Consider the following 25,430-nt stretch of genomic DNA (forward strand, 5'->3'; position numbering starts at 1 on the left):
CGGCTCCGTCGTGGGCTCCGTCACGCCGATCGAGCCCAGCGCCAGGTCGGCGGGGCCGTTGCAGGCGAGGGTCGACGGGATGGTGGAGTTGTCGGCCTTGAAGATCGTCGCGGTGATGTTGAACGAGGCCGGCATGCCGATGACGACCGAGTCGACCGCGTAGTCCGGGGTCGTGATCGGGGGAACGAGTCCGGTGGCGGGGATGAGCCACGGCTCGTTGGCCACCTGCGGGATCGGCGTGCGGGGCGCACCGAGGTTCGGGATGGCGATCGTCGTGGTCTGTCCACCCGTGGTCAGGGTGACGGCCGAGTTGGTGGACGCACCCGAGGCCTCGCGGCCACCGAGCAGCAGCGCGGTGGACTGGCGGAGCAGCTCCGGCATGGTGAGGGTGATGTTCACGGGGGTCTCGGGGATCACCTGACCGGGGGTCACGGTGTCCGGGACGCTGGTCGACGCGAGCACGCCGATGTCCTGGATGCCGAGGTTCAGTCCGCCGGCGACGACCTCACACTTGTAGAGGAAGTTCTTCTCCAACGTCACGTCCGCAGCGCTCGCGCTGGCGGCTCCAATCACACTGATGGCCCCGGCGCTGAGGGCTGCAGCTGCCCCTGTTGCCAGGACCTTTCCGGTCTTCGTCATCTTCTTCACAAGGGTGTCCTTCTTTGGGAGTTGAGCCGACGCGTCGAGAGCGCGAGAGGTGCCCTCGTGAGAGCCGGCTGTGACAGACACCACACAACCTAGAGCCACGAAAACGAAAGTGCAACTAGTGGTTACAAAGTCAGTGACCACTTACGTCACACCTGCCACACAACCCGGTTGGCCCCTGGAATGACGGTAGAAACTCTGGGTCACATACACGACAGAGCGCACCGAATCAGTGATTCGGTGCGCTCTGGGGCGGGGTCGGGCAGGCGTCAGGCAGCCTGTGCGGCCTCCTTGGCCTCGCGCTTGGCGCGGCGCAGGGCCTTCGACTCGGGGGACTTGCCCACCTTGTACGGGTCGGACGGCTTCTTGGAGTAGATCGCCAGCTGGCGCGCCACGCTCATGAGCTGCTTGGACAGCCGGCCCTCGTTGTAGCGCAGGCCGTACTTCTCGACGAGACGCTGCACGTCCACCTTGACCTCGCGGTAGCGCCGCGCCGGGATGTCGGGGAACAGGTGGTGCTCGATCTGGTGGCTGAGGTTGCCGGTCATCACGTGGAAGGGCTTGGAGCCGGAGATGTTCGCCGACCCGAGCAGCTGGCGCAGGTACCACTGGCCGCGGGTCTCGTTCTGCGCGTCCTGCTCGTCGAACGTCTCGACGTCGGCCGGGAAGTGACCGCAGAAGATCACCAGGAAGGTCCAGATGTTGCGGATCAGGTTGGCCGTGAAGTTGGCTCCGAGCACCGCGAGAGGGGCCCACCAGCCGACGAACGGGATCGCGGCGCAGGCGATGACCGGGTAGACGACGTAGTCCTTGAAGAGCTGGCGCCGGACCTTGACGTAGGCGCGCTTCTTGCGGGCGACGAACTCCTCCTTGCTCATCTTGCCGCCGAGGTACTCGTCGAGCTCGATGCCGTGGTACATCACGCCCCACTCGAAGAAGAGCATGAGCAGGAACGCCAGCGGGAGGTTGAACCGGTGGTTCGGGTACCACGGCTGGCCATCGTCGATCCGCAGCAGGCCGTAGCCGATGTCGCGGTCCATGCCGTGGATGTTCGTGTACGTGTGGTGGATGAAGTTGTGGCCGTGCTTCCAGTCCTGCGCAGGGGCCACGTTGTCCCACTCGTAGCGCTTGCCGTCGATCATCGGGTCGTTCATCCAGTCGTACTGACCGTGCATGACGTTGTGCCCGATCTCCATGTTCTCGATGATCTTCGAGAGCCCGAGGAAGATGACGCCGGCGATGAAGGCGGGCGGGAAGATCGGCAGGAAGATGCCGATGCGGCCCAGCACCTCGAACCACTTCTGCACGCGGATGACGCGACGGATGTAGTCGGCGTCCTCCTGGCCGAGGTTGTCGAGCACGCGCTGGCGCACGGCGTCGAGCTCCTGGCCGAACTCCTCGAGCTGCTCGTACGTCATGAGGTCGAGGCCGACCGTGGACTTGCGGTTCGGGTCATACGCGTCGACCAGGGGGACGGGCGCCTGGTTGTGGGCCGAGGCGCTGAGCGGCTCGATCGGCGCGTGCTTCGTGCGCTGGAAGAGGGACATGTTCTTCTCCTTCACAGATCCACCGCGACATCGCCCACCGGGACGTTGACGCAGACCTTGATCGTTTCGTCGGTGTCGGCACTGACCTCACCGCTGATGACATGGCGCACCGCGCCGTGGAGCTTCTTGACCGCGCAGGTGTTGCACACACCCATGCGGCATCCGTAGACGGGGGAGAGCCCGGCGGCCTCGGCCTGCTCGAGGATCGTGGCGCCGGAGTTCGGGGCGTCGACACCGCTGGCGTCGAAGCTGACGGCGCCGGTGGCGTCCTCGGCGTCGAGGTCGACCGACGGAACCTTGAAGTACTCGGCCGTGAGCTGGTCACGCGCGTCGAGGTCGGTGTAGAGCTCGGTGACCGTGGCGATGAGGCCGGCCGGGCCACACACCCACGTGGGGGTGGTGGCCGGGTCGAGGCCGAGTCCGTGCAGGTGGTCGAGCGTGATGCGGCCGTTGAGCCGCGCGTCGGGCTCGGGGTCGCGCGTGTAGACGCGGACCATGTCGACGAAGGGCAGCTCGGCCATCGCGTCCAGCTCGATCGAGAACATCTCGTCGTCGCGCGAGCGCGCGTAGTGCAGGAAGGTGACGCGGCCCCGGTGGCCGCGGTCGGCCAGGGTGCGCAGCATGCTCATGACGGGCGTGATGCCGGAGCCGCCGCTGATGAGCAGGATGTGCTCGGGCACGCGCTTCGGCAGGACGAACTCGCCCGAGGCGGGGGAGAGGTACACGACCGTGCCGGGGCGCAGGCTGCCCGCGTGCAGGAACTGGGAGACGTAGCCGTCGGGGTGGGCCTTCACCGAGACGCTGAACATGCCGTCCTTGCGCTCGGCCGAGCTCGAGACGCTGAAGACGCGGACCCGTCGGGTGCCCTCGACCTCGACGCCGAACTCCACGTGCTGGCCGGGGGTGAACCCGGACCAGGCGCCGTTGGGACGCAGCACCACCGTGCTGGCGGCGCCGGTCTCGCGGATCACGTCGACGACGCGGCCGCGAACGGCCTCGACCGTGAGCATGGGGTGCAGGAGAGTCAGGTACTCGTCAGGATGGTGAGGAGACGTCACCTTGGTGACGACCGGTGAGGCCAAGGCCTTGCGGATCAGTCCCATGGGACTCCTGTCGTGAGCGGCGCGGCGAGCGGGGCGGCGTCCACCAATGTCAGTGAACATCTGTTCACCCAAGGATGACAGGTGGGGCCGGGGTCGGTCAACACGACGTGCCGTGTCGTGGAACACGTGTTCACCCAACCGTGGCTGGAGGCCACGCCCTAGGCTGGGCGCGTGTCCGAGGCCGTCAACGCGCGTCAGCTCCAGAAGGAGCGCACGCGCGGTGCGTTGCTCGACGCCGCGCTCGAGCTGAGCAGCGAGCAGGGATTCGCCCAGACCAGCCTGCGGCAGGTGGCCAAGCGCGCCGGCGTAGTCCCGGCGGCGTTCTACCGGCACTTCGCCTCGATGGACGAGCTCGGCCTGGCCCTCGTCGAGCGCTGCTTCGGGACGCTGCGCACCATGATCCGCGACGCGTCGCGCGATCCCGAGGTCTTCCTGCAGATCATCGACGCCGCGGCTCAGATCCTCATCGATGCGGTCAAGGAGAACAAGGCCGACTTCGCCTTCGTGGCGCGCGAGCGCGTCGGGGGGTCCGAGGCCGTGCGCCGGGCCATCGGCCACGAGCTGGACCTCTTCGTCTCCGAGCTCGCGGTGGTGCTGGCGCGGCTGCCCAACATCGAGACCTGGAGCGCCGACGACGTCCAGATGGTGTCGCGCCTCTTCGTCCGCAACATGGTCGCGAACGCCGAGGAGGTCGTGGAGATGCCGGCCGGGCGCCCCGACCTCGAGGAGAAGATCCGCGAGGGCGCGCGGCGTCAGATGCGCCTCATCGTGCTCGGCTTCAAGGACTGGCGCAGTTGAGCGGGGCCTCACCAGCGCCCGGGCACGATGGAGGCATGACGAGTTCCGAGGCGTCCGAGTCACTGGACCTCGGGGTCCTGCGCCAGCTGGCCGGGACCCCGCACGGCCCGGTGGAGTTCCGGCGCCGCCTGCGCGAGGCCCAGCAGCAGATGTCGGGCTTCCTGATGGAGTACAAGTTCGCCCTCGACGAGATCGAGACGAAGATCTCGATCCTGCGCGAGGAGTTCGAGCTGGCCCACGAGTACAGCCCGATCGAGCACGTGAAGTCGCGACTGAAGACGCTCGAGAGCCTCGTCGCCAAGGTCGACCGCACCGGCTGCCCCCGTGACCTGCCCACGATCCGCGAGCGGATCCGCGACATCGCGGGCATCCGGGTTTCGTGCGTCTTCGTCGAGGACACCTACCGCTTCGCGCGGATGCTCACGCAGCAGCAGGACCTGACGGTGCTGGAGACCAAGGACTACATCGCCGAGCCCAAGCCCAACGGCTACCGCAGCCTGCACCTGATCCTGCAGCTGCCGGTGTTCCTCTCCGACCGCACGGTGCACGTGCCGGTCGAGGTGCAGATCCGCACGATCGCGATGGACTTCTGGGCCAGCGTCGAGCACCAGATCTACTACAAGTACGGCATGCACGTGCCGGAGCACCTGAGCGACAAGCTCACCGAGGTGGCCGGCACCGCGGCCGACCTGGACGCCCAGATGGGCCGGCTGCGCGAGGAGATCCGTTCCCTCAGCTGACGGACGTCGGCTAGAGTGACTAAGCAAGCGCTTAGTCAGGAGTTCTCCATGTCCGTGGTCCTGTCCCGTCGGGACGTCGATTTCCTTCTCTTCGACTGGCTCCGTGCCGCCGATCTCGCCGAGCGCGAGCGGTACGCCGAGCACTCGAGGGACACGTTCGACGCCGTGCTCGACCTGTCCGAGACGATCGCCACCGAGCGGTTCGCGCCGATCAACCGGCTGCTCGACACGCAGGAGCCGGTCGTGGGCGAGGACGGCAAGGTCGTCCTGCCGGCCGAGCTCAGCGCCGCGCTCGCGGTCTACCGCGACTCCGGGATGCCCGCGGGCGTGTTCGACGCCGAGCTCGGCGGCATGCAGCTGCCCTTCGTGGTGAGCCAGGGCGCCTTCGCGTTCTTCCAGGCGGCGAGCGCCGCGGCGTCGTCGTACCCGTTCCTGTCCACCGGCAACGCCAACCTGCTGGTCGAGCACGGCTCGCCGGAGCAGGTCCGCGACTACGCCGTGCCCGTGATCGAGGGCCGCTGGTACGGGACGATGTGCCTGTCGGAGCCGCAGGCCGGCTCGTCGCTCGGCGACATCACCACGCGCGCCGTGCGCCAGGACGACGGCACCTACCGCCTGTTCGGCACGAAGATGTGGATCTCCGGCGGCGACCACGAGCTGACCGAGAACATCGTGCACCTCGTGCTGGCCAAGGTCGAGGGAGCGCCCCCGGGCGTCAAGGGCATCTCGCTGTTCATCGTGCCGAAGTACCTCGTCGAGGACGGGGCCATCGGCGAGCGGAACGACGTCGCACTGGTCGGCCTCAACCACAAGATGGGCTGGCGCGGCACCACGAACACGCTGCTGAACTTCGGCGAGGGTCTCGCCACGCCCGGCGGCGCGCCCGGCGCGATCGGCCACCGCGTGGGCGAGGAGGGCCAGGGCCTGGCCCAGATGTTCCACATGATGAACGAGGCCCGGATCTCGGTGGGCATGGGCGCGGTCGCGCTCGGCTACACCGGCTACCTGCACGCCCTGGACTACGCCCGCACGCGCACCCAGGGCCGCGTGCCCGGGGCGAAGGACCCGTCCGCCCCGATGGTGCCGCTGACCCAGCACGCCGACGTCCGTCGCATGCTGCTGGCGCAGAAGTCCTACGTCGAGGGTGGCCTCGGCCTGCTGCTGTACTGCTCGCGGCTCATCGACGAGCAGCTCACCGGGGCCGACGAGGCCGCCAGGACGCGGGCCCACGACCTGCTCGAGGTGCTGACCCCGATCGCCAAGTCGTGGCCCTCGCAGTGGTGCCTGGTCGCGAACGACCTCGCCATCCAGGTGCACGGCGGGTACGGCTACACGCGCGACTACGCGGTGGAGCAGTTCTACCGCGACAACCGGCTGAACCCGATCCACGAGGGGACGCACGGCATCCAGAGCCTCGACCTGCTGGGCCGCAAGGTCATCGCCGGCGGGGGAGCCGGGCTCGCGACGCTCGTCGGCGCGATCAAGGAGACCATCAAGCGCGCCGCCGACGTGGACGGCCCGGCGGCCGCCTACGCCGCGCAGCTCGACGCCCGGGTCGCCCGTCTCGTCGAGGTCACGTCGCAGCTGTGGGCCGGTGGTGACCCGGCGCTGGCGCTGGCCAACTCCGCGGTCTACCTCGAGGCCGCCGGCCACGTCGTGGTCGCGTGGATCTGGCTCGAGCAACTGCTGGCCGTGGGCGATCGCTCCGACACGTTCTTCGACGGCAAGCGTGCCGCGGCCCGGTACTTCTTCGCGTTCGAGCTGCCGAAGGTCGACCCGCAGTTCGACCTGCTGGCCTCCCTCGACCGGACCGTGCTGGACCTGGATCCCGCCGCGCTCTGACGGCGACGCCGTCGTCCGGCGGGCGACGTCACACGCGAGTTGTGGACCCCGGCGGTCCGGCCTAGACTGGGATCAGAAAGTTGTATCTACAACTATTTTCCCAGGAGGAAAGTCATGGGTGCGTCGGAGACCCCGGATCTCCGCCACGACGGCGGTCACGGTGTTCAGGATCGAGCCAGCGAGCGGAACACCGATGCCGTTGCCCCGGGTCAGCCGACGAAGCGCGGCGGTCAGTTCCTGAGGGGTCTCATGGTGCTGACCGCGGTGGTGTGGGTGTTCTCGTTCGTCCAGCTCGTGCAGCAGCCCTCCCAGGAGGGCTCGACCACCACGTCGTGGGACCTGGCCTTCTGGGTCGCGATGGCACTCGGGTCCGCGATCGCGACCTTCATCCTCGGCTTCTGGAAGGTCCACCGGACCTGATCAGTCGGTGACCTCGGGCCGCTGGGGGAGCCGCGAGAGTCCCTGACGTCCTCGCGTGGAGTCGCGCGTGCCCGCGAGCACGCTGCCGCCGGGATCGAGCACTGCGAGGATGCGGCTGCCGATCCGGCGGGCCTGCCCGAGCTGCTCGCGGGTGAGGGGACCGACGAAGATCTCGCGCACCAGGTCGACGTGCCCGGGGGAGGCGGTCTCCAGTCGCTGCCACCCGGCGTCGGTCAGGTCCGCGTGGCGCGACCGCGCGTCGTCAGAGTCCGCAGTCCGCGTGACCAGTCCGTCCTTCTCCAGCCGAGCGATGACGCGCGAGAGGCGCGGTGGCGAGGTGTGGGTGGCGGCCGCGAGGTCGGACAGGCGCATCGGCTCGTCACCTGCCTCCGCCAGCTGCACCAGGACGAGGAACTCGAAGAACGTCAGGTCGGCGTCCCGGAGCAGTTGGGCGTCCAGCGCTGCCGGCAGGACCTCCAGGATGGAGACGAGCGCGAGCCACGCCTCGGCCTCGTCGTCGTCGAGCCACGGCCCGCTGTGCGTCATGGCGCCGACGCTAGTGGGCACTCAGGGACGGGCCAAGCAGGATCGCCGTCAATTCGCCGGGGGTCGACCCGAGAGCCCGTGCAACGTCATCGCCGCCAAGGTCTCCGCGACCTCGTCGGCGTCCAGGTCGATGCCTCGGAAGTGCGCGTCCATGGCGACGCCCCAGCACATGCCCACGCACATCGGGGCCGTGAGCTTCGGGTCCGCCTTCTGCGACCACAGCTCGTCGGCGCTTCGGACCTGGTCGACGAGGGAGTCGATGAACGGCGCAATGCGACGCAGGTAGAACTCCTGGCCGCTGTCGCGATCGCGGAACAGCACCACGTTGAAGAGGTCGAGGTACTCCACGAACACCAGGAGCAGCGAGCGGTAGAAGATCTTGACCGCCTCGGACGACCCGTTGATGCTGCCGGCGATCGTCTGGGCGAGCACGTCCTGCAGGAGGTGGTCGATCGGCTCGACGATCGCCTCCTCGAACAGCTGCTCCTTCGAGTCGAAGTAGCGGTACAGCAGGGCGACGTTCACGCCGGCGAGCCGGGCGATGTCGCTGATGCGCGCGCCCTCGGGCCCGACGCGCGCGAACTCCTCGCGTGCCACAGCGAGCAGCTGCTTGCGTCGTTCCTCCGCGTGGAGCCTCACCACGTGCGTCACCTCCGTCCCGGTGAGCCTAGGTCGGATGCCCTCGGGCTTCGTGGGAAACATCTGGTTACAGTCCCCCCGCCACTCACAGGACGGCCCGAGCGGGGGGTTCACCGAGCGCGCCTTCCATGCTAGGTGTGATGTAGGTCACATTATCTCGGGAACCCGTCCCCCTCGTAAGGAGTCCGAGATGCGCCCAGCTGTACGAGTCGTCGCCACCGTCGCGACCGCGACCTGCGTCGCCCTGGCGTTCGCGCCGTCCGCTTCCGCCCACGGGAAGCACCGCCCCGCGCCCCGCCCGATCACCGTCGTGGCCGGTGGCCTCGAGGGCCCGTTCCAGATCTCCCAGGACGGCCACCACCGGCTGCTCGTCATGGAGTCCGGAGCCGGCCGCGTGATTTCTGTCGATCCGAAGAGGCGGGGAAGCGTGCGCACCCTGGTGAGCGGCCTCGGGCCCGGTGCCGCCAGTGGCGCCGTCAGGGTCGGCAAGCACATCGCCATCGTGACCGGAGAGGCCGATCCGTCGGCACCCGCCGGGCCGTACCCCGGCTCCTCGGTGCTGGTGGCCTCGAAGGGCAAGGTCAGCGTGTTCGCCGACCTGATGGCGCACGAGCTGAAGTACAACCCCGACGGCCAGACCCAGTTCGCGCCCGACGGCACCACGCCGCTCGACGCGCTGTCGAACCCGTTCAGCCTGCTGGCCGAGCGAGGACGACACCCGGGAGTGCTCGTCGCCGACGGCGGCGCGAACGCGGTCCTGCGCGTCAGCTCGAAGGGCCGGGTGTCGACGTTCTTCGTCCCGCCGACGATCAACACCGGCGCCTGCGAGGGCCGGCCGAACAACGACGCCGCCCACACGGGCTGCGACGCCGTCCCGACCGGTCTGGCCTACGGTCCGCGCAACACGATCTACGTGTCGGCGCTGACCGGTGAGGCACCCGGCGAGGGTCGCGTCTACGTCCTCGACGCGCGGACCGCGAAGGTGCGCAAGGTGATCAAGGGCTTCACCTCGCCCACCGGCATCGCGGTCGGCAAGGACGGCACGATGTACGTCACCGAGGTCCTGGAGGGCATGCCCGAGGGTGAGCCCGGACCGGAGTTCGACCCGTCGACCGTCGGCCAGATCGTCAAGGTCTCGCCGTGGGGCAAGCGGACGTACGCCCAGGTGACCATGCCGACCGGCGTGGTGCTCTCCGGTGGGTCGCTGTACGCCACCGCGTGGTCGATCGCCGGCTTCCTCGGGATCGAGGGCGCCGGACAGGTGGTGAAGGTCTCGGACCGCGCGTTCCGCAGGGCGTCCTGACCGGACGTCACGCGGGTCGTGCGCGGCGGGCGCCGGTACTCGGACCGGCGCCTCTCGCCGCGCCCCACGACTCCTAGACTCGGGAGGTCGGAGCCCGCCGGCGTCCGACCCCCGACCCCGCTAGGCAGGAACATGCACGAGCACGGTGAGCGCCCCTGGTCCGTCCACTACGGACCCGGTGTGCCGACGCAGATCGACATCCCCGACGAGCCGATCACCGCCGGCCTGGAGCGAGCGGCGCAGCGGTGGCCCGACCGGATCGCGACGGACTTCCTCGGCGCGACGGCGACGTTCGCCGAGACCGACCGGGCGATCCGCCGCGCGATGGTCGTGCTCCGCGACCTCGGCGTCGGGCCGGGCGAGACCGTCGCGCTGGTGCTGCCGAACAGCCCGAGCCACCTGGTGGCGTACCACGCGGTGCTGCGGCTGGGGGCGGTCGTCGTGGACCTCAACCCGACGTACACCGAGGCCGAGCTGGCGCACCTGCTGGTCGACTGCGGCGCGCAGCACGCGCTCGCGTGGCACAAGGTCGTTGCGACGGTGCTGGCCGCGAGCGGGGACTCGTCGCTGCAGGTCGTGAGCGTGGACATCAGCCGCGACCTGCCGACCTCGGCCCAGCTGCTGCTGAGGCTGCCGGTGAAGGCGGCGCGGGCGAAGCGCAGCGCGCTGCGCGGCACGGTCCCTGAGGGCGTGCCCGACTGGCACACGCTCCTGAAGAACGCCCGGGGCGACGTCGCGGCCGCTCCGGTGGGGGCCGACGACCTCGCCCTGCTGCAGTACACCGGCGGGACGACCGGCACGCCGAAGGCGGCGATGCTGACGCACCGGAACCTGGTGGCGAACGTCGTCCACGGCCAGGCCTGGGCGTCGTTCCGCGAGGGCGAGGAGACGGTCTACGGCGTGCTGCCGTTCTTCCACGCGTTCGGGCTGACCTTCTGCCTCAACCTGCCCGGCCACATCGGCGCCACGCTCGTGATGTTCCCGAACTTCGAGCCCGAGACGGTGGTGAAGGCGTTCGGGAGGCGGCCCGCCACGTTCATGGCCGGGGTCGCGCCGATGTTCGAGCGCATCGTCGCCGCCGTGGAGGCCTCGCCGAACCCGCCGCTCGAAGGACTGCGGCAGGCGCGGCTGGGGTTCGCCGGCGCCATGCCGATCCCGCCGGCCACGGTGGAGCGCTGGGAGCGGCTCACCGGGGGACTGCTGATCGAGGGCTACGGCATGACCGAGTGCGCGCCGATCGCGCTGGGCAACCCGTGCCTGCCGACCCGGCGCCCCGGAACCCTCGGGGTGCCGTTCCCGAACACCGACATGAGGATCGTCGACATCGACGACCACACGCGCGAGGTCGAGCCCGACGAGAGCGGCGCGCGCCGCGGCGAGCTGCTCGTGCGCGGGCCCCAGGTGTTCGCGGGCTACCTGAACCGGCCCGAGGAGACCGCGCACCAGCTGCTCGAGGGCGGGTGGTTGCGCACCGGCGACGTCGTCGAGGTCGACCCCACCGGCTGGGTCACGCTCGTCGACCGGGTCAAGGAGATGATCATCGTCGGCGGCTTCAAGGTGTATCCGTCCACGGTGGAGGACCACCTGCGCCTGATGCCAGGCATCGTCGACGTCGCGGTCGTCGGGGTGGCCACGGCGAACGGCGACGACCAGGTCCTGGCGGCCTTCGTGCTCGAGCCTGGGGCCGAGGCCCCCTCGGTCGAGGTGGTGCGCGCGCACGGCGAGCAGCGCCTCGCCCGCTACGCCCTTCCGCGTCGGGTCGAGGTCGTCGACGAGCTGCCGCGCTCGCAGATCGGCAAGGTGCTGCGACGACAGGTGCAGCACCTGTTCACGCCGGGGGAGTAGCCCGGCGGGCGGTCAGGCGACGCCGACGGCGCGGGCCGAGGCGACCGCGGAGTCGACGCCGTTGAGCCACGGCTCTCCGTGGCCCGGCAGCACGGTGCGGGCGCCCGTCTCAGCGATCCGGTCGAGGGACTTCAGCGCCCAGCAGGCGTCCTTCGTCCCGGCGCGGGCGACGATCCGGGGACCCTCGCGACCGGTGTAGGGATCCAGCGTCACGAGTGCGTCGCCGGTGAAGACGGCGTCGGCGTCGGGAAGCTCCAGGACGCAGTGCCCGTCCGTGTGGCCCGGCGTCGTGACGACCCGCAGTCCCGCCGGAAGACCCTCCACGCACGGGTGCAGGCTCTCGACGGATTCGACCCCCTCGACCCGCAGCGCGCCCGCCGCGACCATCCGGGCCAGGATCGGGACGGAGCCCGGGTGCAGGAGGGGATACAGCAGCCGCGGCCGGCCCGGGCGGTAGCGGTAGGGGTGGGCCGCGATCCGGTGGTCCCCGACGTGCGCCCACACGCACGCGCCCGCCTTCGCCGCGTGCGCGGCGAACCCGAGATGGTCGAAGTGGGCGTGGGTGAGGATGACGTCGCTGACGTCGCCCCAGCCGTAGCCGGCGTCGCGCAGTGCCTGCTCGGCCAGCTCACGCGTTCGGGGGAGGCCCGCATCGATGAAGAACGGAGCCTCGCCGCGCGTCACGAGATAGCAGTTGGTGCCGGCCTGCTCGATCCGCACGATGCCCGTGCCGACTTCTGAGATGCCCATCGATTCCCCCTCGCGTCCGTGCACTTCCAGTACCCGCCCGGGACGCTCCGCATGCATGCTGCGCACCAGGTGAGACGGGGCGCCGAGGGTTTCGCGCCGACCTAGGCTCGGAGCATGACCTCCTCGCATCCCCGCCTCGTCGACGTCCAGTGGCTGAAGGACCGGCTCGACGACCCGTCGGTCCGCGTCGTCGACGCCACCGTCCACCTGACCTTCGACGAGAACGGCGCGCACACCGAGTCCGGACGAGAGACCTACCGGGAGGCGCACCTGCCGGGAGCGGTCTTCGCCGACCAGCTCACCGACCTCACCGTCCACGGCGGCGAGGCACCGTTCGAGGCCGCTCCGTCCGAGCAGTTCGCGCGCGTCGTCGGAGACCTCGGCGTCGGCAACGAGCACACCGTCGTCGTGTACGACACGGTCAACGGCATCTGGGCCACGCGCCTGTGGTGGCAGTTCGCGTTCGAGGGCCACGAGGACGTCGTCGTGCTGGACGGCGGGCTCAGGGCGTGGGAGGACGCCGGGCTGCCAGTGGAGTCGGGCGACGCCTCGCCCGCTCCCGCCACCTTCAGGGCCGAGCGGCACCCCGAGCGCAGCGTGGCCACCGCCGACGTGGAGGCCGCGACGCAGGGCTCCTCGGTGCTGCTCATCAACTCCCTCGACCGGGAGGACTTCGCCGGCGGCCGGATCCCCGGCAGCGTGAACGTCCCGTTCTCCGAGCTGGTGGACGACCGGGGCCGGCTGCGCAGCCTCGACGAGCTGCGTCCGCTCTTCGAGTCGGTCGGTGCCCTGGATCCGGAGGTGGCGCCGGTGACGTACTGCGGCGGCGGCATCGCCGCGACCGCGGTGGCCTTCGCGCTGAGGGGTCTGGGTCGCGACGACGTCGCGATCTACGACGGCTCGCTGAACGCGTGGACCGCGGACCCCGCGCGGCCGCTCGAGCGGGACTGAGCGCCGACCGAACTCCCGACCGGCGGGGTTGACCCCTGACGCCAGTGGGTACCCGTTTCCCGCGGCGCTACGCGCGTGGACGGGCGCCCTCCGGGTACTCCGCAGTCGTGACGAGGCTGGACGAGCTCCGGGAGAGCGTGGAGGGCTGCCGCAACTGCGAGCTCTACCGCGATGCGACGCAGGCCGTCTTCTCGGCGGGGGCCGCGCGTCGGCGTCGATCATGCTGGTGGGCGAGCAGCCGGGTGATCGCGAGGACCTCGAGGGCGAGCCCTTCGTCGGTCCCGCCGGCCGGGTCCTCGATGAGGCGCTCGAGCTGGCCGGGGTGCCGCGCTCGGACGTCTACCTCACGAACGCCGTGAAGCACTTCCGCTTCGAGCAGCGCGGCAAGCGCCGCATCCACCAGAAGCCCGGCATCACGCACATCGAGGCCTGCCATCCGTGGCTCCAGTCCGAGCTGGAGGTCGTCAGGCCGAGCACCGTGGTCTGCCTCGGGGCGACCGCCGGCCGCTCGGTCCTCGGCCGCCCGGTGAAGATCGGGGCCGAGCGCGGCCAGGTGATCGACGACGCGCTCCCGGGGGCCGCCGTCGTCGTGACGACCCACCCGTCGTCACTGCTGCGCCTGCGCGACCGCGGCGACTACGCCGACGAGCTGAGGCACCTCGCCGACGACCTGCGGCTCGCCGCCGGCGTCCGGTGAGCACTCGGATCGCGGCGGCTCGGGCCCGCGCCTACCGTGGCTGGATGGAGCCCCGAAGCATCGTCAGCAGCGCGGCACTCCCCGTGGCCGCGGCAGCCCTCGGATCCGTCGCGACCTCGACCGGCATGAAGAGCCTCTGGTACCGGACGCTGCGCAAGCCCTCGATCCAACCGCCGGGACCGGTGTTCGGTGCGGTGTGGACGGCGCTCTACGCCTCGATCGGCGCCGCCTCGCTCGACGCGCAGTCGCGGATGACGCCTGCCGAGGCGAGCAGGTACCGGATGAGGCTCGGACTCAACATGGGCCTCAACGCCGGCTGGTGCTGGGTGTTCTTCCGAGGCCAGAGGCTCGTGCCGTCGATCGCGGTGGCGGGCGCGCTGGCTGCGAGCTCGGCCGACCTCGCGCGCACCGCCGGGGCGGCCTCGCCCCGCGCCGGCTGGGCCCTGGTGCCCTACACGCTGTGGAGCGGCTTCGCGACCGTCCTCACCGCGGCGATCTGGCGCAGCAACCGCGGCCGCTGACCCGAGGTTCCAGGGTTGCTCTCCTGCACCCGCTAGGCGACGGGATGCAGCTCGAATCTCAGCCCGAGCGCTTGGGTGACCTTGATGACGGTCGACCACCGAGGATTGCCGCTCTCGGACAGAGCACGGTAGAGGCCGTCCCGGCTCATGCCGACCGTGCGCGCGAGCTCACTCATGTTCCGCGACCGAGCGATGACGCCGAGCGCGCGAGGAACCGCCGTCGGGTCCTCACGTGAGGCGTCGAGGGCGATCTGCAGGTAGTCCGTGACGTCGGCGAGATTCTCGAGATGGTCGGCCGGATCGAACCTTTGGAACACCTCAGGGGTGGTCGCCATCAGGGGCCTCCTTCTGTGCTTGCCATTCATCAGCGAGCCGGTGTGCCCGCTCGATGTCCTTCGGCTGTGAGGACTTGTCGCCCCCGCACAACAGAACGATCAAGAGGCCACCGTCGCGGATGTAGTAGACCCGGTAGCCCGGGCCGTACGTGAGTCGCAGTTCCGCCACGCCCGCGCCCACGGCTCTCGTGTCGCCCGCATTCCCGTGCGCGAGTCGATCGATCCGTTCCAGGATGCGCAACCTGGCTTGTCGGTCCTGCAGTTTCCTGAGCCACTTTGTCGAAGGTGGCACTGCTGACCACCTCGGCAATGTGTCGACTATAACCGACACCCGACTTCTGTTCAATCATCGAGGGCAGCATGCGATGCCGCACTGACAAGCCGCTGGGGCCGCTGCGCGCCGCCCGCCCGTCAGTTGAGCGACGAGGTCACGACGCGCCGGGCATGCCGTGCGCGTCCACGGCGGGGGCGGGGAGCCTCTCGCGTGAGGCCTGCACGGCGGACACCACGACGAGGACCGCCGCGATCGCGAGGCAGGCGACCAGCACGAGGAGGGAGACGTTGCCGTTGATGTACGGGTCGCGCCAGCGGCTGAGGTCGACGGGCTGGCGGGACTCGCCCAGGATCCGACCGACGGCGGTCTGGAAGAGCCACGTGTAGATCCCGCTGAAGCCGATGATGACGGCGGCGCGGATCAGGCGAGGGGCCGGCAGGTAGCGGACCACGAGGGCGACGACCCAGGGGTAGACCAGGGCCAGGGCGGTGATCGGGACGGTCTGGCTCCACCACGTGTCGAGCTGGTCGGTGGCGAGCATGACCACGAACAGGAAGGCCACGAGTGCGACCGTGTCGAGCGCCAGCGCGATCACGACCTCGTGCCGCGACCACGGAGCGGGCAGGGGAGCGTGGCGCAACGCCAGCGGGCCGAGGACCACCACGACGGCGAGCAGCACCGCCCCGACGGCGATGGGCAGCCACTCGCCGCGCCCATTCATGGCCCACGCGACGGTGAATGTCGCGAGCAGGCTGACCAGGAAGGCGCCGACCACGGTCGGGACCCGGCGCTCCGTGACGACCAGCGGCAACGTGGTGAGGCTGAAGGCCACCCCCACGGAGGCCAGGACGATCCAGAACCAGCTCAGGGTCTGCTCGACGGCGAGGTTCACGATCAGGCACGCCACCAGCGCGACGGCGTAGCTGATCGCGGTCGTCCACAGGATCCCCGCGCGCCACCGCCGGTAGAAGCGCGCCTCGCGGTCCACCCGTGCCGCCACCACGTCGTCGCTGGCCCGGATCAGCTCGCCCTCGCTCACGCCGAGGTGCTCGGCGAGCGGCGCGACCATGGAGATGTCGGGGTAGGAGACCCCGCGCTCCCACTTGGAGACCGCTGACTCGGTGACGAACAGACGCTCTGCCAGCCCTGCCTGCGTCAGGCCGGCGGCCTTCCGCTTCACGGTCACGAACTGACCGAATGCCTTCTTCGACGATGTCATGATCCGAGTCAACCAGCGCGGGAGGCGGTCGATGGAATTCGCGGGTCGAATCGCGACTCGACCGTCAAGCCTGTGCCCCTGACCTGCGGCGATGCCCTGGCGCAGGTCAGGCGAAGGTGTCGAGCGCGCGTCGCAGTGACAGCACGACGCTGTGGACGAGCAGCTGCTCGTGGGTCTCGCCGGCCCGGGTCTCGAGCAGCGCGCTCAGCTCGGTGTCGGCCGCCTCGAGCCTCGGGTCCACGTCCGCGCCGTGCCCGTAGGCGTCCAGTGCGTCGGCGACCCGGTGCATGGCCCGGGCGATCGGCTCGCGGACGTCGTCGCTCAGCACGGTCTGCGTCGACGGGTCACCCGGCACGCCGTGGGGCCGCAGGAGGAGGTCGCTGATGTCGGACACCAGCAGGGAGATCCGGTCGAGGCCGTCGGCCTCCTCGGTGAGGACCGCGAGGGCGTCGCGGTGGCGTCGCGCCCGCGCGTTCGCGGTGAGCGACTCGTGGACCTGCGAGACGGCGTCGCGCATCTCGGTCCGGGCGCGTCGGAGCTCGGAGTGCTCGCGGTGCCACTGGTCGAGGGTCGGCAGATCGTGCTCGACCATGAGGTCGGCGATCTCGCGCAGCTGCTCCGCGAGCACCTCGCGCGTGCGGCCGACCGCCGCCCGTGCGGGTGCGAGCGGCAGCGGTGGCGCGACCATGTTGACGACGATCCCCACGAGCGCGCCGAACAGGGTGAGGCCCCCGTACGCGCCGATGAACTGCGCCTCGCCGTGGCCGATGATCAGCGTGAAGACCGCGGCCGTCGGGGCCCAGCCGCCCATGGCGCCCAGCACACGCCACCCGGCCACGCTGACCGACAGTGCGACGACGATCGCCAGCGTGAACGCCGCGACGTTGTCGCCCGTCGCGGTGTCGACCAGCCAGGCGATGACGCCGCCGACGACGATCGCGCCGACCGCCTGCAGCGACTCGCGCACCGAGCCGGCCAGGGTCGACGTCGTCGCGATGATCGCGCCGAACGGCGCGTAGTACGGGTAGTCCTGCGAGCCGGGGACGAAACGGACGAGGATCCAGGCGATCGCGGCGGCGACGGCCGCGCGCAGCGCGAGGGCGATCCGGGGGTGATTCACCCACCGGTCGAGGAGCCACGCGCGCGCTGTTTCCATCCCTTCACCGTGGCACGCCGCGGCAAGACGGGCACGTCGGAATGCCGGCCGCCCCGCTGGATCAGCGCGGCACCACCAGCACGACCTTGCCCACCGCGGTGCGCGTCTCGAGGGCCCGATGGGCCTCGGCCGCCTCGGCGAGGGGCAGCACCGTCCCGACGTGCGGCACGCGGGTCCCGTCCGCCGCGGCGGCCAGCGCCGCCCGCTCGAACTCCTCGATCCGGTCGAGGATCGGCGGGCCCAGCACGTCGATCACCCGTCGCTGCGGGTCGGCGTAGTCGTTCTGCTCACCCGACGACCAGCCGAAGCGCACGAGACGACCTCCCGGCGCGAGGCCGCGGTACAGCGCGCGCCCGATGGGTCCCGCGACGCCGTCGAGGACGACGGTGGGGATGCCGGCGTCGCGAAGATGGAGCTGCCAGTCGGGGGAGCGGTGGTCGAGGGCGAGAGTGGCGCCGAACCGCGTGGCGAGCGCGGCCTTGTCCGGACCGCCGGCCAGCCCCACGGTCCGTGCGCCGACGTTCGCCGCGCCCTGGAGGAGCAGCGGGCCGAGTCCGCCGGCCGCCGAGGTCACCACGACGACGTCCTCGGGCACCAGCTCGGCGAGCTCCAGGATCGCGGTGGCGGTGCGACCCGTCCCGATCGCGGCCACGGCGGTGGCGGCGTCCATCCCGTCGGGGATCGGGTGGGCGCGCCCGGCGTCGACGACCGCCTGCTCCGCGTAGCCACCGCCACCGAAGCCGAGATGTGCCACGACGCGGCGTCCGAGCCACTCCGCGTCGACGTCCGGGCCGATCCGGTCGACCACGCCTGCCACCTCGCGGCCGGGGACGAGCGGCAGCTCGGGCGCCGGTCCGGCTCCGAACGCCTCCCCGGCACGGATGGAGGTGTCGAGCAGGTGCACGCCGGCTGCCTCGACGGCGATACGGAGCTGGCCTGGTGCCGGTTCCGGATCGGGGAGGGTCTCCAGGCGCAGGACGTCGGCGGGGCCGAACTCGTGGTGTCGTATCGCGTGCATGAGCCCATGAGACAACCTCAACCGGAGTTGAGGTCAAGGGTGCTCGTCGCGCGTGCCGAAGGCGTCCTCCGTGCGTAGGGTCGTGGGCATGACGCCGATCCTGCTGACGTCCGACGATCCCCGCGGCATCCTGCTGTTCGCCCCTGGTGCGGGCGGCGACCCGTCCCGCTACGAGCGGCTGCTCCGCGCCGCCGCCGACGCGGGCTTCATCGTGGCCGCGCCGGCCCATCACCTGACCGAGATCTTCACCGACGACGTGGTGCGTGAGCGCGTGTCCGCTCTCCGCGTGCCACTGACGGAGATCGGGCGGGATGACCTCCCTGTCGTGGCGGCCGGGCACTCGCTGGGCGGGTGCGCGGCCCTGTGCCTCGCGGGGGCCCAACCGCGGAACCGTCAGGGCGAGGCGTTCGAGGTCCCCTCGGAGCCGCGGGTCACCCGAGTCATCGTGCTCGCGCCGGCGGCCGGCTGGTTCGCCGGGCCCGACGCCCTCGACGAGGTCACGGTGCCGATCACCGCGTTCGTCGGGTCGGAGGACGACGTGACGCCCCCGGAGTCGGCCGAGGTGCTGCGCCCGGCTCCCGCCGGAGTCGACCTGCGTCGCCACGAGGGTGTCGGCCACTTCGACTTCATGTCGCCGCTGCCGTCGAACAAGGTGCCCACGCCGGGCCTGGACCACGACGCCTTCCAGGACCGCTTCGTCGCGGAGTTCGTCGCAGCGCTGGGCTAGGCGTCGGCACGACGAAGGCATGGCGCTAGCCTGTGAGCGCCAAGACACGGGGTGCCCCGCCGGGGCTGAGATCACACCCGTCGAACCTGATCTAGTTCGCACTAGCGAAGGGATGTCGCGATGTCGCGCACGCCTGAAGACCTGCTCACCTCCACCACTGAAGCCCTGGCCCGGGTGCGCGCGGACGCGCCCCTCGTGCAGTGCCTCACCAACAGCGTCGTGGTGAACTTCACCGCCAACGCCCTGCTGTCCGTGGGCGCCGCCCCCGCGATGGTCGACGTACCCGAGGAGGCCGGACCGTTCGCAACCGTCGCCGGCGGGGTGCTGATCAACCTCGGCACCCCGGCCGGGGAGCAGCGTGAGGCCATGCTCGAGGCGGCCTCGGCCGCTGCGGGGGCCGGCACGCCGTGGGTGCTCGACCCCGTGGCGGTCGGATCCCTCCCGGTCCGCACCCCGTTCGCCCACCGGCTGCGCGACCTGCGGCCGACGGTGATCCGGGGCAACGCCTCGGAGATCATCGCGGTGGCGGGCGCGGGTGCCGGAGGCCGCGGCGTCGACTCCACCGACGACGTCGACGGCGCGCTGGACGTGGCCCGGAAGCTCGCCTCCACCACCGGGGGCGTCGTCGCCGTTTCCGGGCCGGTCGACGCCGTGACCGACGGCGAGCGCGTCGTGCGGATCGCCAACGGTCACGAGCTCCTGACGAGGGTCACGGGCGGTGGCTGTGCGCTCGGAGCTGTCATGGCCGCGTTCGCCGCGGTCACCGAGGACGCGTTCACGGCCACGGTCGCGGCCGTCACGGTCTACACGGTGGCAGCGGAGCTGGCGGCCGAGCGCAGTGCAGGGCCCGGCAGCTTCGCGGCCTCGTTCATCGACGCTCTGGACTCGGTCGACGCGGCCGACCTCGCGGCGCGGGCGCGGCTGTCATGACCGACCTGTCGGTGTACCTGGTGACCGACAGCGCCCTGGCCGCCTCGCGCGGACGCGACGTCGCCGAGACGGTGGCCGAGGCGGTGGCCGGGGGAGTGACGACCGTGCAGGTGCGCGAGAAGGACCTCCCGGCCGCGCGGTTCCTCGAGACCGTGCTGGCCGTCTCGCGTGCGCTGCCCGACGACGTCGCCCTGATCGTCAACGACCGGGTCGACGTGTTCCTGGCCGCGCGTGCCGCGGGCGCCCGGGTGACGGGTGTGCACGTCGGGCAGTCCGACCTGCCGCCCTCCCTCGTGCGTCGGCTGGTGGGGGAGGGCGCGGTGATCGGCGTGAGCGCGGCGACTCCCGCCGAGCTCGCAGCGGCCGCCGCCGACCCCGGTCGCGTCGACTACGTCGGGTTGGGGGTGGTCCGGCAGACCGCCACCAAGACCGACGCGCCACCGCCCCTGGGGGTGGCGGGCTTCGCCGATCTCGCGCGGTCGACGCAGCTGCCGACCGTCGCGATCGGCGGGATCAGGCTCGCCGACGTGGCTCCGCTGCGGGCCGCCGGTGCGGCGGGAGCCGCCGTGGTCTCCGGCATCTGCGCCGCGGAGGACCCGCGGCGCGCGGCCGCGGAGTTCGCGGCGGCCTGGGCAGGCGTCGCATGAGCGGCGGGAACCGTGTGCCGCGCGTGCTCGCCATCGCGGGCACCGACCCGACGGGCGGCGCGGGGATCCAGGCCGACCTGAAGAGCATCGCCGCCTCCGGCGGTTACGGCATGGCGGTGGTCACGGCACTGGTGGCCCAGAACACCCGCGGCGTCCGCTCGGTCCACGTGCCGCCGACCGACTTCCTCGCCGAGCAGCTGGACGCGGTCAGCGATGACGTGACCGTGGACGCGGTGAAGATCGGGATGCTGGCGGGCCGCGAGGTGATCGAGACGGTCGGGGCGTGGCTTCGCCGGACCCGACCGCCGGTGGTCGTGATCGACCCGGTCATGATCGCCACGAGCGGCGACCGCCTGCTCGACGCCGACGCCGAGCAGGCGCTGCGCGACCTCCTGCCGCTGGCGCATCTGATCACGCCGAACGTGGCCGAGCTCGCGGTGCTCGCGGGGCGTGCTCCGGCGGCCCGGTGGCCGGACGTGCTGGAGCAGGCGCGGGAGGTCTCGGCCGCCCACGACGTCGTCGTCCTGGCGAAAGGTGGGCACGTCGAGGGCGATGCCGTGCCGGACGCGCTCGTCGACGTGGGCGGCACCCGGCTCGGCGGCCGTGAGGTCGTGGAGTTCCCCGGAGTCAGGATCGCGACGACCAACACGCACGGGACGGGCTGCTCGCTGTCCTCGGCCGTGGCCACGCACCGAGCCCGTCTCGGGTCGTGGGAGCCGGCGACCGCGGAGGCGAAGCGGTGGCTGACCGAGAGCATCCGTCATGGAGCGTCACTCGAGGTGGGCCGGGGCAACGGGCCGATCAGCCACTTCGCCGGGATGTGGAATCGCGGTGGGACGGCCACCCGGCCCACCGCGGAGGAGGTGCGGGACCAGTGGTGGGACGGCGTACGGGACGTGCGCGCTGCCATCGCCGAGTCGGCCTTCGTCAGATGCCTGGCCGACGGGTCACTCTCCAAGGAGGCGTTCGGCGTGTACCTCGCGCAGGACGCGCTGTACCTCCGCGACTATGCCCGCGTGCTCTCCGAGGCCAGCCGGCTCGCGCCCACCCTGGACGAGCAGTCGTTCTGGGCCGCCGGAGCCCACGGTGCGCTGGTCACCGAGCTTCAGCTGCACGCCGACTGGCTCGGCGACGTGGAGCCGCCGCCTCCCGGCCCGGCGACCACGGCCTACCTCGATCACCTGCTGGCGACGTCGGCACGCGGCGACCATCGTGTGCTCGCCGCCGCGGTGCTGCCCTGCTACTGGATCTACGCCGACCTCGGGCGGGACCTGCAGGCCCGAGCGGCCGACGGTCACCCCTTCCGTGAGTGGCTGCTCACGTACGGTGACCCGGCGTTCGTCGAGGCCACGGCCCGGGCGATCGACATCACCACCGAGCTGGCGACGTCCGCCGACGACGTGACCCGGGAGGCGATGTGGCACGCCTTCCGGGTCTCCGCGGAGCACGAGCTGGCCTTCTTCGAGGCGCCGCTGCGGATGACCGGTCCGGTTCCCTCATGAGGTGAGCGGCGGCCGCTGCAGGATGCGACGCGTCGCCCCGCGCATCGACGTCAACGCGACCACCATCACCACGGCGCCGATCGCGGGGATGACCCATAGCGGTCCCTGGGGCCACGGCCTCGCGAGGACGCCGAGGCCGAGGATCGACATCGGCAGCACGGAGAGCACCGTGCCCGCCGCGATCGCGAGGCCCGCCAGCAGCATCGCCTCGCGGGTGACCATCGAGCGGATCTGGCGCGGTGTGGCACCCAGCATGCGGAGCGTGGACATCTCCTCACGCCGGCGCCGCGTGGTGGTGCGCAGGCTGCTCGCCACGGCGACCAGCACGTACCCCAGCATCGGGAGCAGCACGATGAGGTTGATCCAGCGCTGCGGGTCGGGCCCGGCGTCGGTCAGCGAGGTCGCCGCGGCGATCCCGTGGTCGGGATGGCTCGCCGCCCAGCCGTCGAGCGCCGCCGGATCGCCCGAGACGAGCACGGCGTCCGCCGAGCGCGCGAGCCCGTGCGCGGCCAGCAGGTCGGTCGAGGCCACGACCGTGCCGAAACCGAAGCCGCGCCGGTAGGTCGCAGCCACCTCGGGACTGACCGGATCGCCGTTGGCGAGCCGCAGCTCGACCCGGTCGCCGACGTCGAGACCCCACCGCCGTGCCGTCGAGTCGTCGAGGGCGACGGTCTCGCCGCGGAGGTCGGCCAGGTCGCCCGCGGCGACGTCGAGGTCGACCACGCGAGCGGCGTCGGGGCCGAGCCCGAGCGCCGGGAACCGCTCCGTCGTCGCGTCGCCCAGCATCCGGGTCGTCCGCACCACCGAGGTGGACACCATCGGCACCGCCGCGTCGACGCCCGCGGTGTCACCGAGCGAGGCGACGTCGGCCGCCGTCAGGGTTCCCGTGACGGTCGCGTCGGCCGTCATTCCCGCGGCCTGCTCGGCGGAGGTCGCCCGCTCGAGCGTGGACTGGGCGAACACCTGGGCCACGGTGAGGCCGAACGCGAGCGCCAGCACGGTCACCGCGCCGGCGGTCCGCAGCGCGTAGGCATGGGTCTGGTGGAGCGCCAGCCAGCGCGTGACGGGGGCTCGCTCGCCACGGCGTTCCGCCAGCCGGCCGGTGACGGCACGCGCCAGCGCGGGCCCGCACAGGGCGAGGCCGACGATGCCGAGCAGGGTCCCGCTCACGGCGGAGAGGAAGGCCTCCTCGCCGGTGATGACCAGCGCACCGAAGGCCGGCGCGAGCGACAGGACGACCAGCCCGAGGCCGAGCCCGGTGCGCGCCCGCGACGGCTGCCGCGGCTCGACCTGGGCGTCGCCCATGGCCTCCGTCGCCGGGCGCCGTGACACGCGGAACGTCGCGCCGCGGGCGGCGAGCTGGACCACGCCTAGGGTCAGTGCGACCACCACCAGTCCGGCGATCGGTGAGCGCGCCACGGGGATCGCGACGGGGAGGACGCCGCGCTCGGCCAGCTGGTCGCAGAACCATCCGGTCGCGAGGTACCCGAGGGCCACGCCGGGGACGAGCCCGCAGGCCGCCGCCACGGTGGCCTGCCGCGCCACGAGTCCTCGGATTTGCCGAGGGGTCGCCCCGACGGCACGCAGCAGGGCCAGCTCGCGGCGCTGGTTCGCGACCGAGGTCGCCATGGCGCTCGCGACGATGCAGCCCACCAGGAGCAGCAGGGTGCCGGCGAGGGAGGCGGCCAGCGCCACCAGCTCCAGCTTCGCGTTGCCGACGGCGAGGGACTCCACGGCCCCGCGTGCGTCGCCCGTCGTCACGGCGTACTCGCCGCCCACGACGTCCTCGATCGCAGCGGCGACGGCGGCGATGTCCGCATCGTCGCTCACGCGGATGGCGAGGAGGTCGCTGGCACCGCCGGGCAGCGCGGCGAGGTCGCTCACGGTCGACGCGGCGAGGTGGACGCCGGCACCGGGGGCGTCGACGATGCCGCTGACCAGCAGGTCCCGGCGTGTCTCACCGGCTCCGACCACGAGACGGTCGCCGACCTCGACCCCGGCGGGTTCGGCGAACTCGTCGTCCACCACCACGGCGTCCGGGCCGGGGGCCGCGCCGCGCAGCGCCGGGTCGCCGAGGTCGGCGACCGGCCACGGGTGCGCCTCGATGGTCCGGGTCACGCCGTCGGCGGTGATCGAGAGCGGGAGTGCCACGTCGGCGGCCACGGCCGAGACCCCGGGAACTCGACCGACCCGCTCACCGAGGTCGGCGGGGACCGTCGCGCGCTCGGGCAGTCGCACGTCGAAGTCCTCGGCGACGGGGACGCGCTGGGCCGCGGAGACCAGGATCTCGGCGTCCGCCAGGCGCGTGGGCGGAACCTCCGCGCGCAGGCTGGTCTCGGTCAGCACCGCTCCCACGGTGATGAAGGCGCTGCCGCCGAGGATCGCGAAGGCGAGCCCCACGAGCGCACCGACGTGGTCGCGGGCGAGGGCACGGGCGGACATCACCGGGCCCCGACCAGGCTGCCGGCGAGCGTCTCGGCCGTGGGTGCGGCGAGGTACTCCCGGATGCGCCCGTCGGCCACGACCACGGTGGCGTGGGCGCGGTGGGCGGCGCGCGGGTCGTGGGTGACCATCACGACGGTCTGGCCGAAGTCGTCGACGAGGTCGCGCAGCAGCCCGAGCACGTCGCTCGCGGTGTGGGCGTCGAGCGCGCCGGTCGGCTCGTCCGCGAAGACCACCTCGGGCCGGGCCGCGAGCGACCGGGCGATCGCCACCCGCTGCTGCTGACCACCGGACAGCTCGGCGGGCCGCCGCGCCAGGAACGGGCGCAGGCCGATCCGGTCGACCACCCGGTCCAGCCAGGTGCGGTCTCCGTCGGTGCCCGCCAGCCGCAGCGGCAGGGTGATGTTCTCCTGCACGCTGAGCGACGGCAGCAGGTTGTACGACTGGAACACGAAGCCGACGGCGTCGCGCCGCACCAGGGTGCGCCGGGTCTCGTTCAGCCCGGAGATCTCGCGGCCGCCGATGAGGACCTGCCCCGAGGTCGGCACGTCGAGGCCCGCTGCGCACTGCAGCAGCGTCGACTTGCCCGACCCGGAGGGGCCCATGACAGCCAGGAAGGTGCCCCGGGGCACCTGCAGGCTGACCCGGTCCAGGGCGTGGACCGTGCCGTAGGTCTTGGTGACGTCGCGCAGCTCCAGCGCGTGGTTCGAGGGAGTGTGGAGGCTCATGCCTCGACGCTAGGAATTCCGGACCCGCGAACCCATCCAGCCAGCTGCTCGATCGAAGGTACAGCGCGCTGTACCGACGCCGCGTCGGCCGGCCGGTAGCGTGAA

26 protein-coding genes and 1 riboswitch are annotated in these 25,430 nt (G+C 71.6%); of the genes, 13 read left to right on the plus strand and 13 right to left on the minus strand.

The window, feature by feature from the left end; translation table 11 throughout:
* The 3 genes from B2363_RS01860 to B2363_RS01870 all read right to left on the minus strand — a co-directional run.
* A partial coding sequence (locus B2363_RS01860) for a DUF6801 domain-containing protein (protein ID WP_286928056.1) occupies positions 1–540 on the minus strand: 540 nt, incomplete at its 3' end.
* Between the two features lie 374 nt (positions 541–914).
* Positions 915–2,192 carry a fatty acid desaturase family protein gene (locus B2363_RS01865; protein ID WP_181756667.1) on the minus strand — a complete coding sequence of 426 codons (1,278 nt, stop codon included), beginning with the start codon at positions 2,190–2,192 and terminating at the stop codon, positions 915–917.
* An 11-nt stretch (positions 2,193–2,203) separates the two neighbouring features.
* Positions 2,204–3,295, minus strand: coding sequence for a ferredoxin reductase (locus B2363_RS01870; protein WP_206680094.1), 1,092 nt, complete (start codon positions 3,293–3,295; stop codon positions 2,204–2,206).
* Positions 3,296–3,466: 171 nt separating this feature from the next.
* Between B2363_RS01870 and B2363_RS01875 the strand changes: the two genes are divergently transcribed.
* From B2363_RS01875 to B2363_RS01890, 4 genes are all read left to right on the plus strand, one after another.
* Positions 3,467–4,093: a TetR family transcriptional regulator gene (locus tag B2363_RS01875; protein ID WP_078700620.1), complete on the plus strand. Its 627-nt coding sequence runs from the start codon at positions 3,467–3,469 to the stop codon at positions 4,091–4,093.
* Between the two features lie 35 nt (positions 4,094–4,128).
* Complete coding sequence (locus B2363_RS01880) at positions 4,129–4,833, plus strand: GTP pyrophosphokinase (protein WP_181756669.1); 705 nt, start codon at positions 4,129–4,131, stop codon at positions 4,831–4,833.
* A 48-nt stretch (positions 4,834–4,881) separates the two neighbouring features.
* A complete protein-coding gene (locus tag B2363_RS01885; protein ID WP_286928063.1) occupies positions 4,882–6,675 on the plus strand; it encodes an acyl-CoA dehydrogenase in 1,794 nt (597 codons plus the stop codon).
* Positions 6,676–6,789: 114 nt separating this feature from the next.
* On the plus strand, positions 6,790–7,095 hold the full coding sequence (locus tag B2363_RS01890; protein ID WP_286928065.1) for a hypothetical protein: 306 nt from the start codon (positions 6,790–6,792) through the stop codon (positions 7,093–7,095).
* Here the strand turns inward: B2363_RS01890 and B2363_RS01895 are convergent, their stop codons facing one another.
* A complete protein-coding gene (locus B2363_RS01895; RefSeq protein ID WP_181756672.1) occupies positions 7,096–7,641 on the minus strand; it encodes a MarR family winged helix-turn-helix transcriptional regulator in 546 nt (181 codons plus the stop codon).
* Between the two features lie 48 nt (positions 7,642–7,689).
* Entirely contained in the window at positions 7,690–8,283 is a 594-nt protein-coding gene (locus B2363_RS01900) for a TetR/AcrR family transcriptional regulator (RefSeq protein ID WP_181756673.1), read from the minus strand.
* Positions 8,284–8,470: 187 nt separating this feature from the next.
* On the opposite strand from B2363_RS01900, the gene B2363_RS01905 reads away from it, so the two are divergent.
* Positions 8,471–9,583, plus strand: a complete 1,113-nt coding sequence (locus B2363_RS01905) for a ScyD/ScyE family protein (protein WP_286928066.1) — start codon at positions 8,471–8,473, stop codon at positions 9,581–9,583.
* A gap of 132 nt (positions 9,584–9,715) precedes the next feature.
* Positions 9,716–11,428, plus strand: a complete 1,713-nt coding sequence (locus B2363_RS01910; protein ID WP_286928067.1) for an AMP-binding protein — start codon at positions 9,716–9,718, stop codon at positions 11,426–11,428.
* A 12-nt stretch (positions 11,429–11,440) separates the two neighbouring features.
* Here B2363_RS01910 and B2363_RS01915 read toward each other — a convergent pair whose 3' ends face one another.
* Positions 11,441–12,178, minus strand: a complete 738-nt coding sequence (locus B2363_RS01915; RefSeq protein ID WP_286928069.1) for an MBL fold metallo-hydrolase — start codon at positions 12,176–12,178, stop codon at positions 11,441–11,443.
* A 114-nt stretch (positions 12,179–12,292) separates the two neighbouring features.
* Between B2363_RS01915 and B2363_RS01920 the strand changes: the two genes are divergently transcribed.
* The 3 genes from B2363_RS01920 (at position 12,293) to B2363_RS01930 (ending at position 14,347) form a co-directional block, all read left to right on the plus strand.
* Positions 12,293–13,129 (plus strand): sulfurtransferase, encoded by an 837-nt coding sequence (locus B2363_RS01920; protein WP_286928070.1) that lies wholly within the window; start codon positions 12,293–12,295, stop codon positions 13,127–13,129.
* Between the two features lie 220 nt (positions 13,130–13,349).
* Complete coding sequence (locus B2363_RS01925) at positions 13,350–13,826, plus strand: UdgX family uracil-DNA binding protein (protein WP_313600920.1); 477 nt, start codon at positions 13,350–13,352, stop codon at positions 13,824–13,826.
* A 44-nt stretch (positions 13,827–13,870) separates the two neighbouring features.
* Entirely contained in the window at positions 13,871–14,347 is a 477-nt protein-coding gene (locus B2363_RS01930) for a TspO/MBR family protein (protein ID WP_286928071.1), read from the plus strand.
* Between the two features lie 32 nt (positions 14,348–14,379).
* Here B2363_RS01930 and B2363_RS01935 read toward each other — a convergent pair whose 3' ends face one another.
* The 5 genes from B2363_RS01935 to B2363_RS01955 all read right to left on the minus strand — a co-directional run bounded on the left by B2363_RS01935 (position 14,380) and on the right by B2363_RS01955 (position 18,349).
* Positions 14,380–14,682 carry an addiction module antidote protein gene (locus B2363_RS01935; RefSeq protein WP_286928073.1) on the minus strand — a complete coding sequence of 101 codons (303 nt, stop codon included), beginning with the start codon at positions 14,680–14,682 and terminating at the stop codon, positions 14,380–14,382.
* Entirely contained in the window at positions 14,666–14,923 is a 258-nt protein-coding gene (locus B2363_RS01940; RefSeq protein WP_286928075.1) for a type II toxin-antitoxin system RelE/ParE family toxin, read from the minus strand. Before B2363_RS01940 ends, B2363_RS01935 begins: the two co-directional genes overlap by 17 nt.
* A 187-nt stretch (positions 14,924–15,110) precedes the next feature.
* Positions 15,111–16,175, minus strand: a complete 1,065-nt coding sequence (locus tag B2363_RS01945) for a helix-turn-helix domain-containing protein (RefSeq protein ID WP_286928076.1) — start codon at positions 16,173–16,175, stop codon at positions 15,111–15,113.
* A 106-nt stretch (positions 16,176–16,281) separates the two neighbouring features.
* On the minus strand, positions 16,282–17,331 hold the full coding sequence (locus B2363_RS01950; RefSeq protein WP_286928077.1) for an FUSC family protein: 1,050 nt from the start codon (positions 17,329–17,331) through the stop codon (positions 16,282–16,284).
* A gap of 61 nt (positions 17,332–17,392) precedes the next feature.
* Positions 17,393–18,349, minus strand: a complete 957-nt coding sequence (locus B2363_RS01955; RefSeq protein ID WP_286928079.1) for an alcohol dehydrogenase catalytic domain-containing protein — start codon at positions 18,347–18,349, stop codon at positions 17,393–17,395.
* An 88-nt stretch (positions 18,350–18,437) separates the two neighbouring features.
* On the opposite strand from B2363_RS01955, the gene B2363_RS01960 reads away from it, so the two are divergent.
* From B2363_RS01960 to B2363_RS01975, 4 genes are all read left to right on the plus strand, one after another.
* Positions 18,438–19,076 (plus strand): alpha/beta hydrolase family protein, encoded by a 639-nt coding sequence (locus tag B2363_RS01960; RefSeq protein ID WP_286928080.1) that lies wholly within the window; start codon positions 18,438–18,440, stop codon positions 19,074–19,076.
* Between the two features lie 37 nt (positions 19,077–19,113).
* Positions 19,114–19,206: riboswitch (TPP riboswitch) on the plus strand.
* Complete coding sequence (gene thiM, locus B2363_RS01965; protein ID WP_286928081.1) at positions 19,197–20,006, plus strand: hydroxyethylthiazole kinase; 810 nt, start codon at positions 19,197–19,199, stop codon at positions 20,004–20,006. (Overlaps the previous riboswitch by 10 nt.)
* Positions 20,003–20,653: a thiamine phosphate synthase gene (gene thiE, locus B2363_RS01970; protein WP_286928083.1), complete on the plus strand. Its 651-nt coding sequence runs from the start codon at positions 20,003–20,005 to the stop codon at positions 20,651–20,653. The genes thiM and thiE overlap by 4 nt, the downstream gene beginning before the upstream one ends.
* Positions 20,650–22,155, plus strand: a complete 1,506-nt coding sequence (locus B2363_RS01975; RefSeq protein ID WP_286928084.1) for a bifunctional hydroxymethylpyrimidine kinase/phosphomethylpyrimidine kinase — start codon at positions 20,650–20,652, stop codon at positions 22,153–22,155. The genes thiE and B2363_RS01975 overlap by 4 nt, the downstream gene beginning before the upstream one ends.
* Here B2363_RS01975 and B2363_RS01980 read toward each other — a convergent pair.
* Both B2363_RS01980 and B2363_RS01985 read right to left on the minus strand, forming a co-directional pair.
* Positions 22,150–24,597: an ABC transporter permease gene (locus B2363_RS01980; RefSeq protein ID WP_286928086.1), complete on the minus strand. Its 2,448-nt coding sequence runs from the start codon at positions 24,595–24,597 to the stop codon at positions 22,150–22,152. The two genes, B2363_RS01975 and B2363_RS01980, sit on opposite strands and share 6 nt — an antisense overlap.
* Entirely contained in the window at positions 24,597–25,325 is a 729-nt protein-coding gene (locus B2363_RS01985; protein WP_286928088.1) for an ABC transporter ATP-binding protein, read from the minus strand. Before B2363_RS01985 ends, B2363_RS01980 begins: the two co-directional genes overlap by 1 nt.
* Positions 25,326–25,430 lie beyond the last annotated feature (105 nt).

Origin of the sequence: Aeromicrobium sp. UBA7512 (assembly GCF_002476985.1) — a bacterium.
GTDB lineage: Bacteria > Actinomycetota > Actinomycetes > Propionibacteriales > Nocardioidaceae > Aeromicrobium > Aeromicrobium phoceense.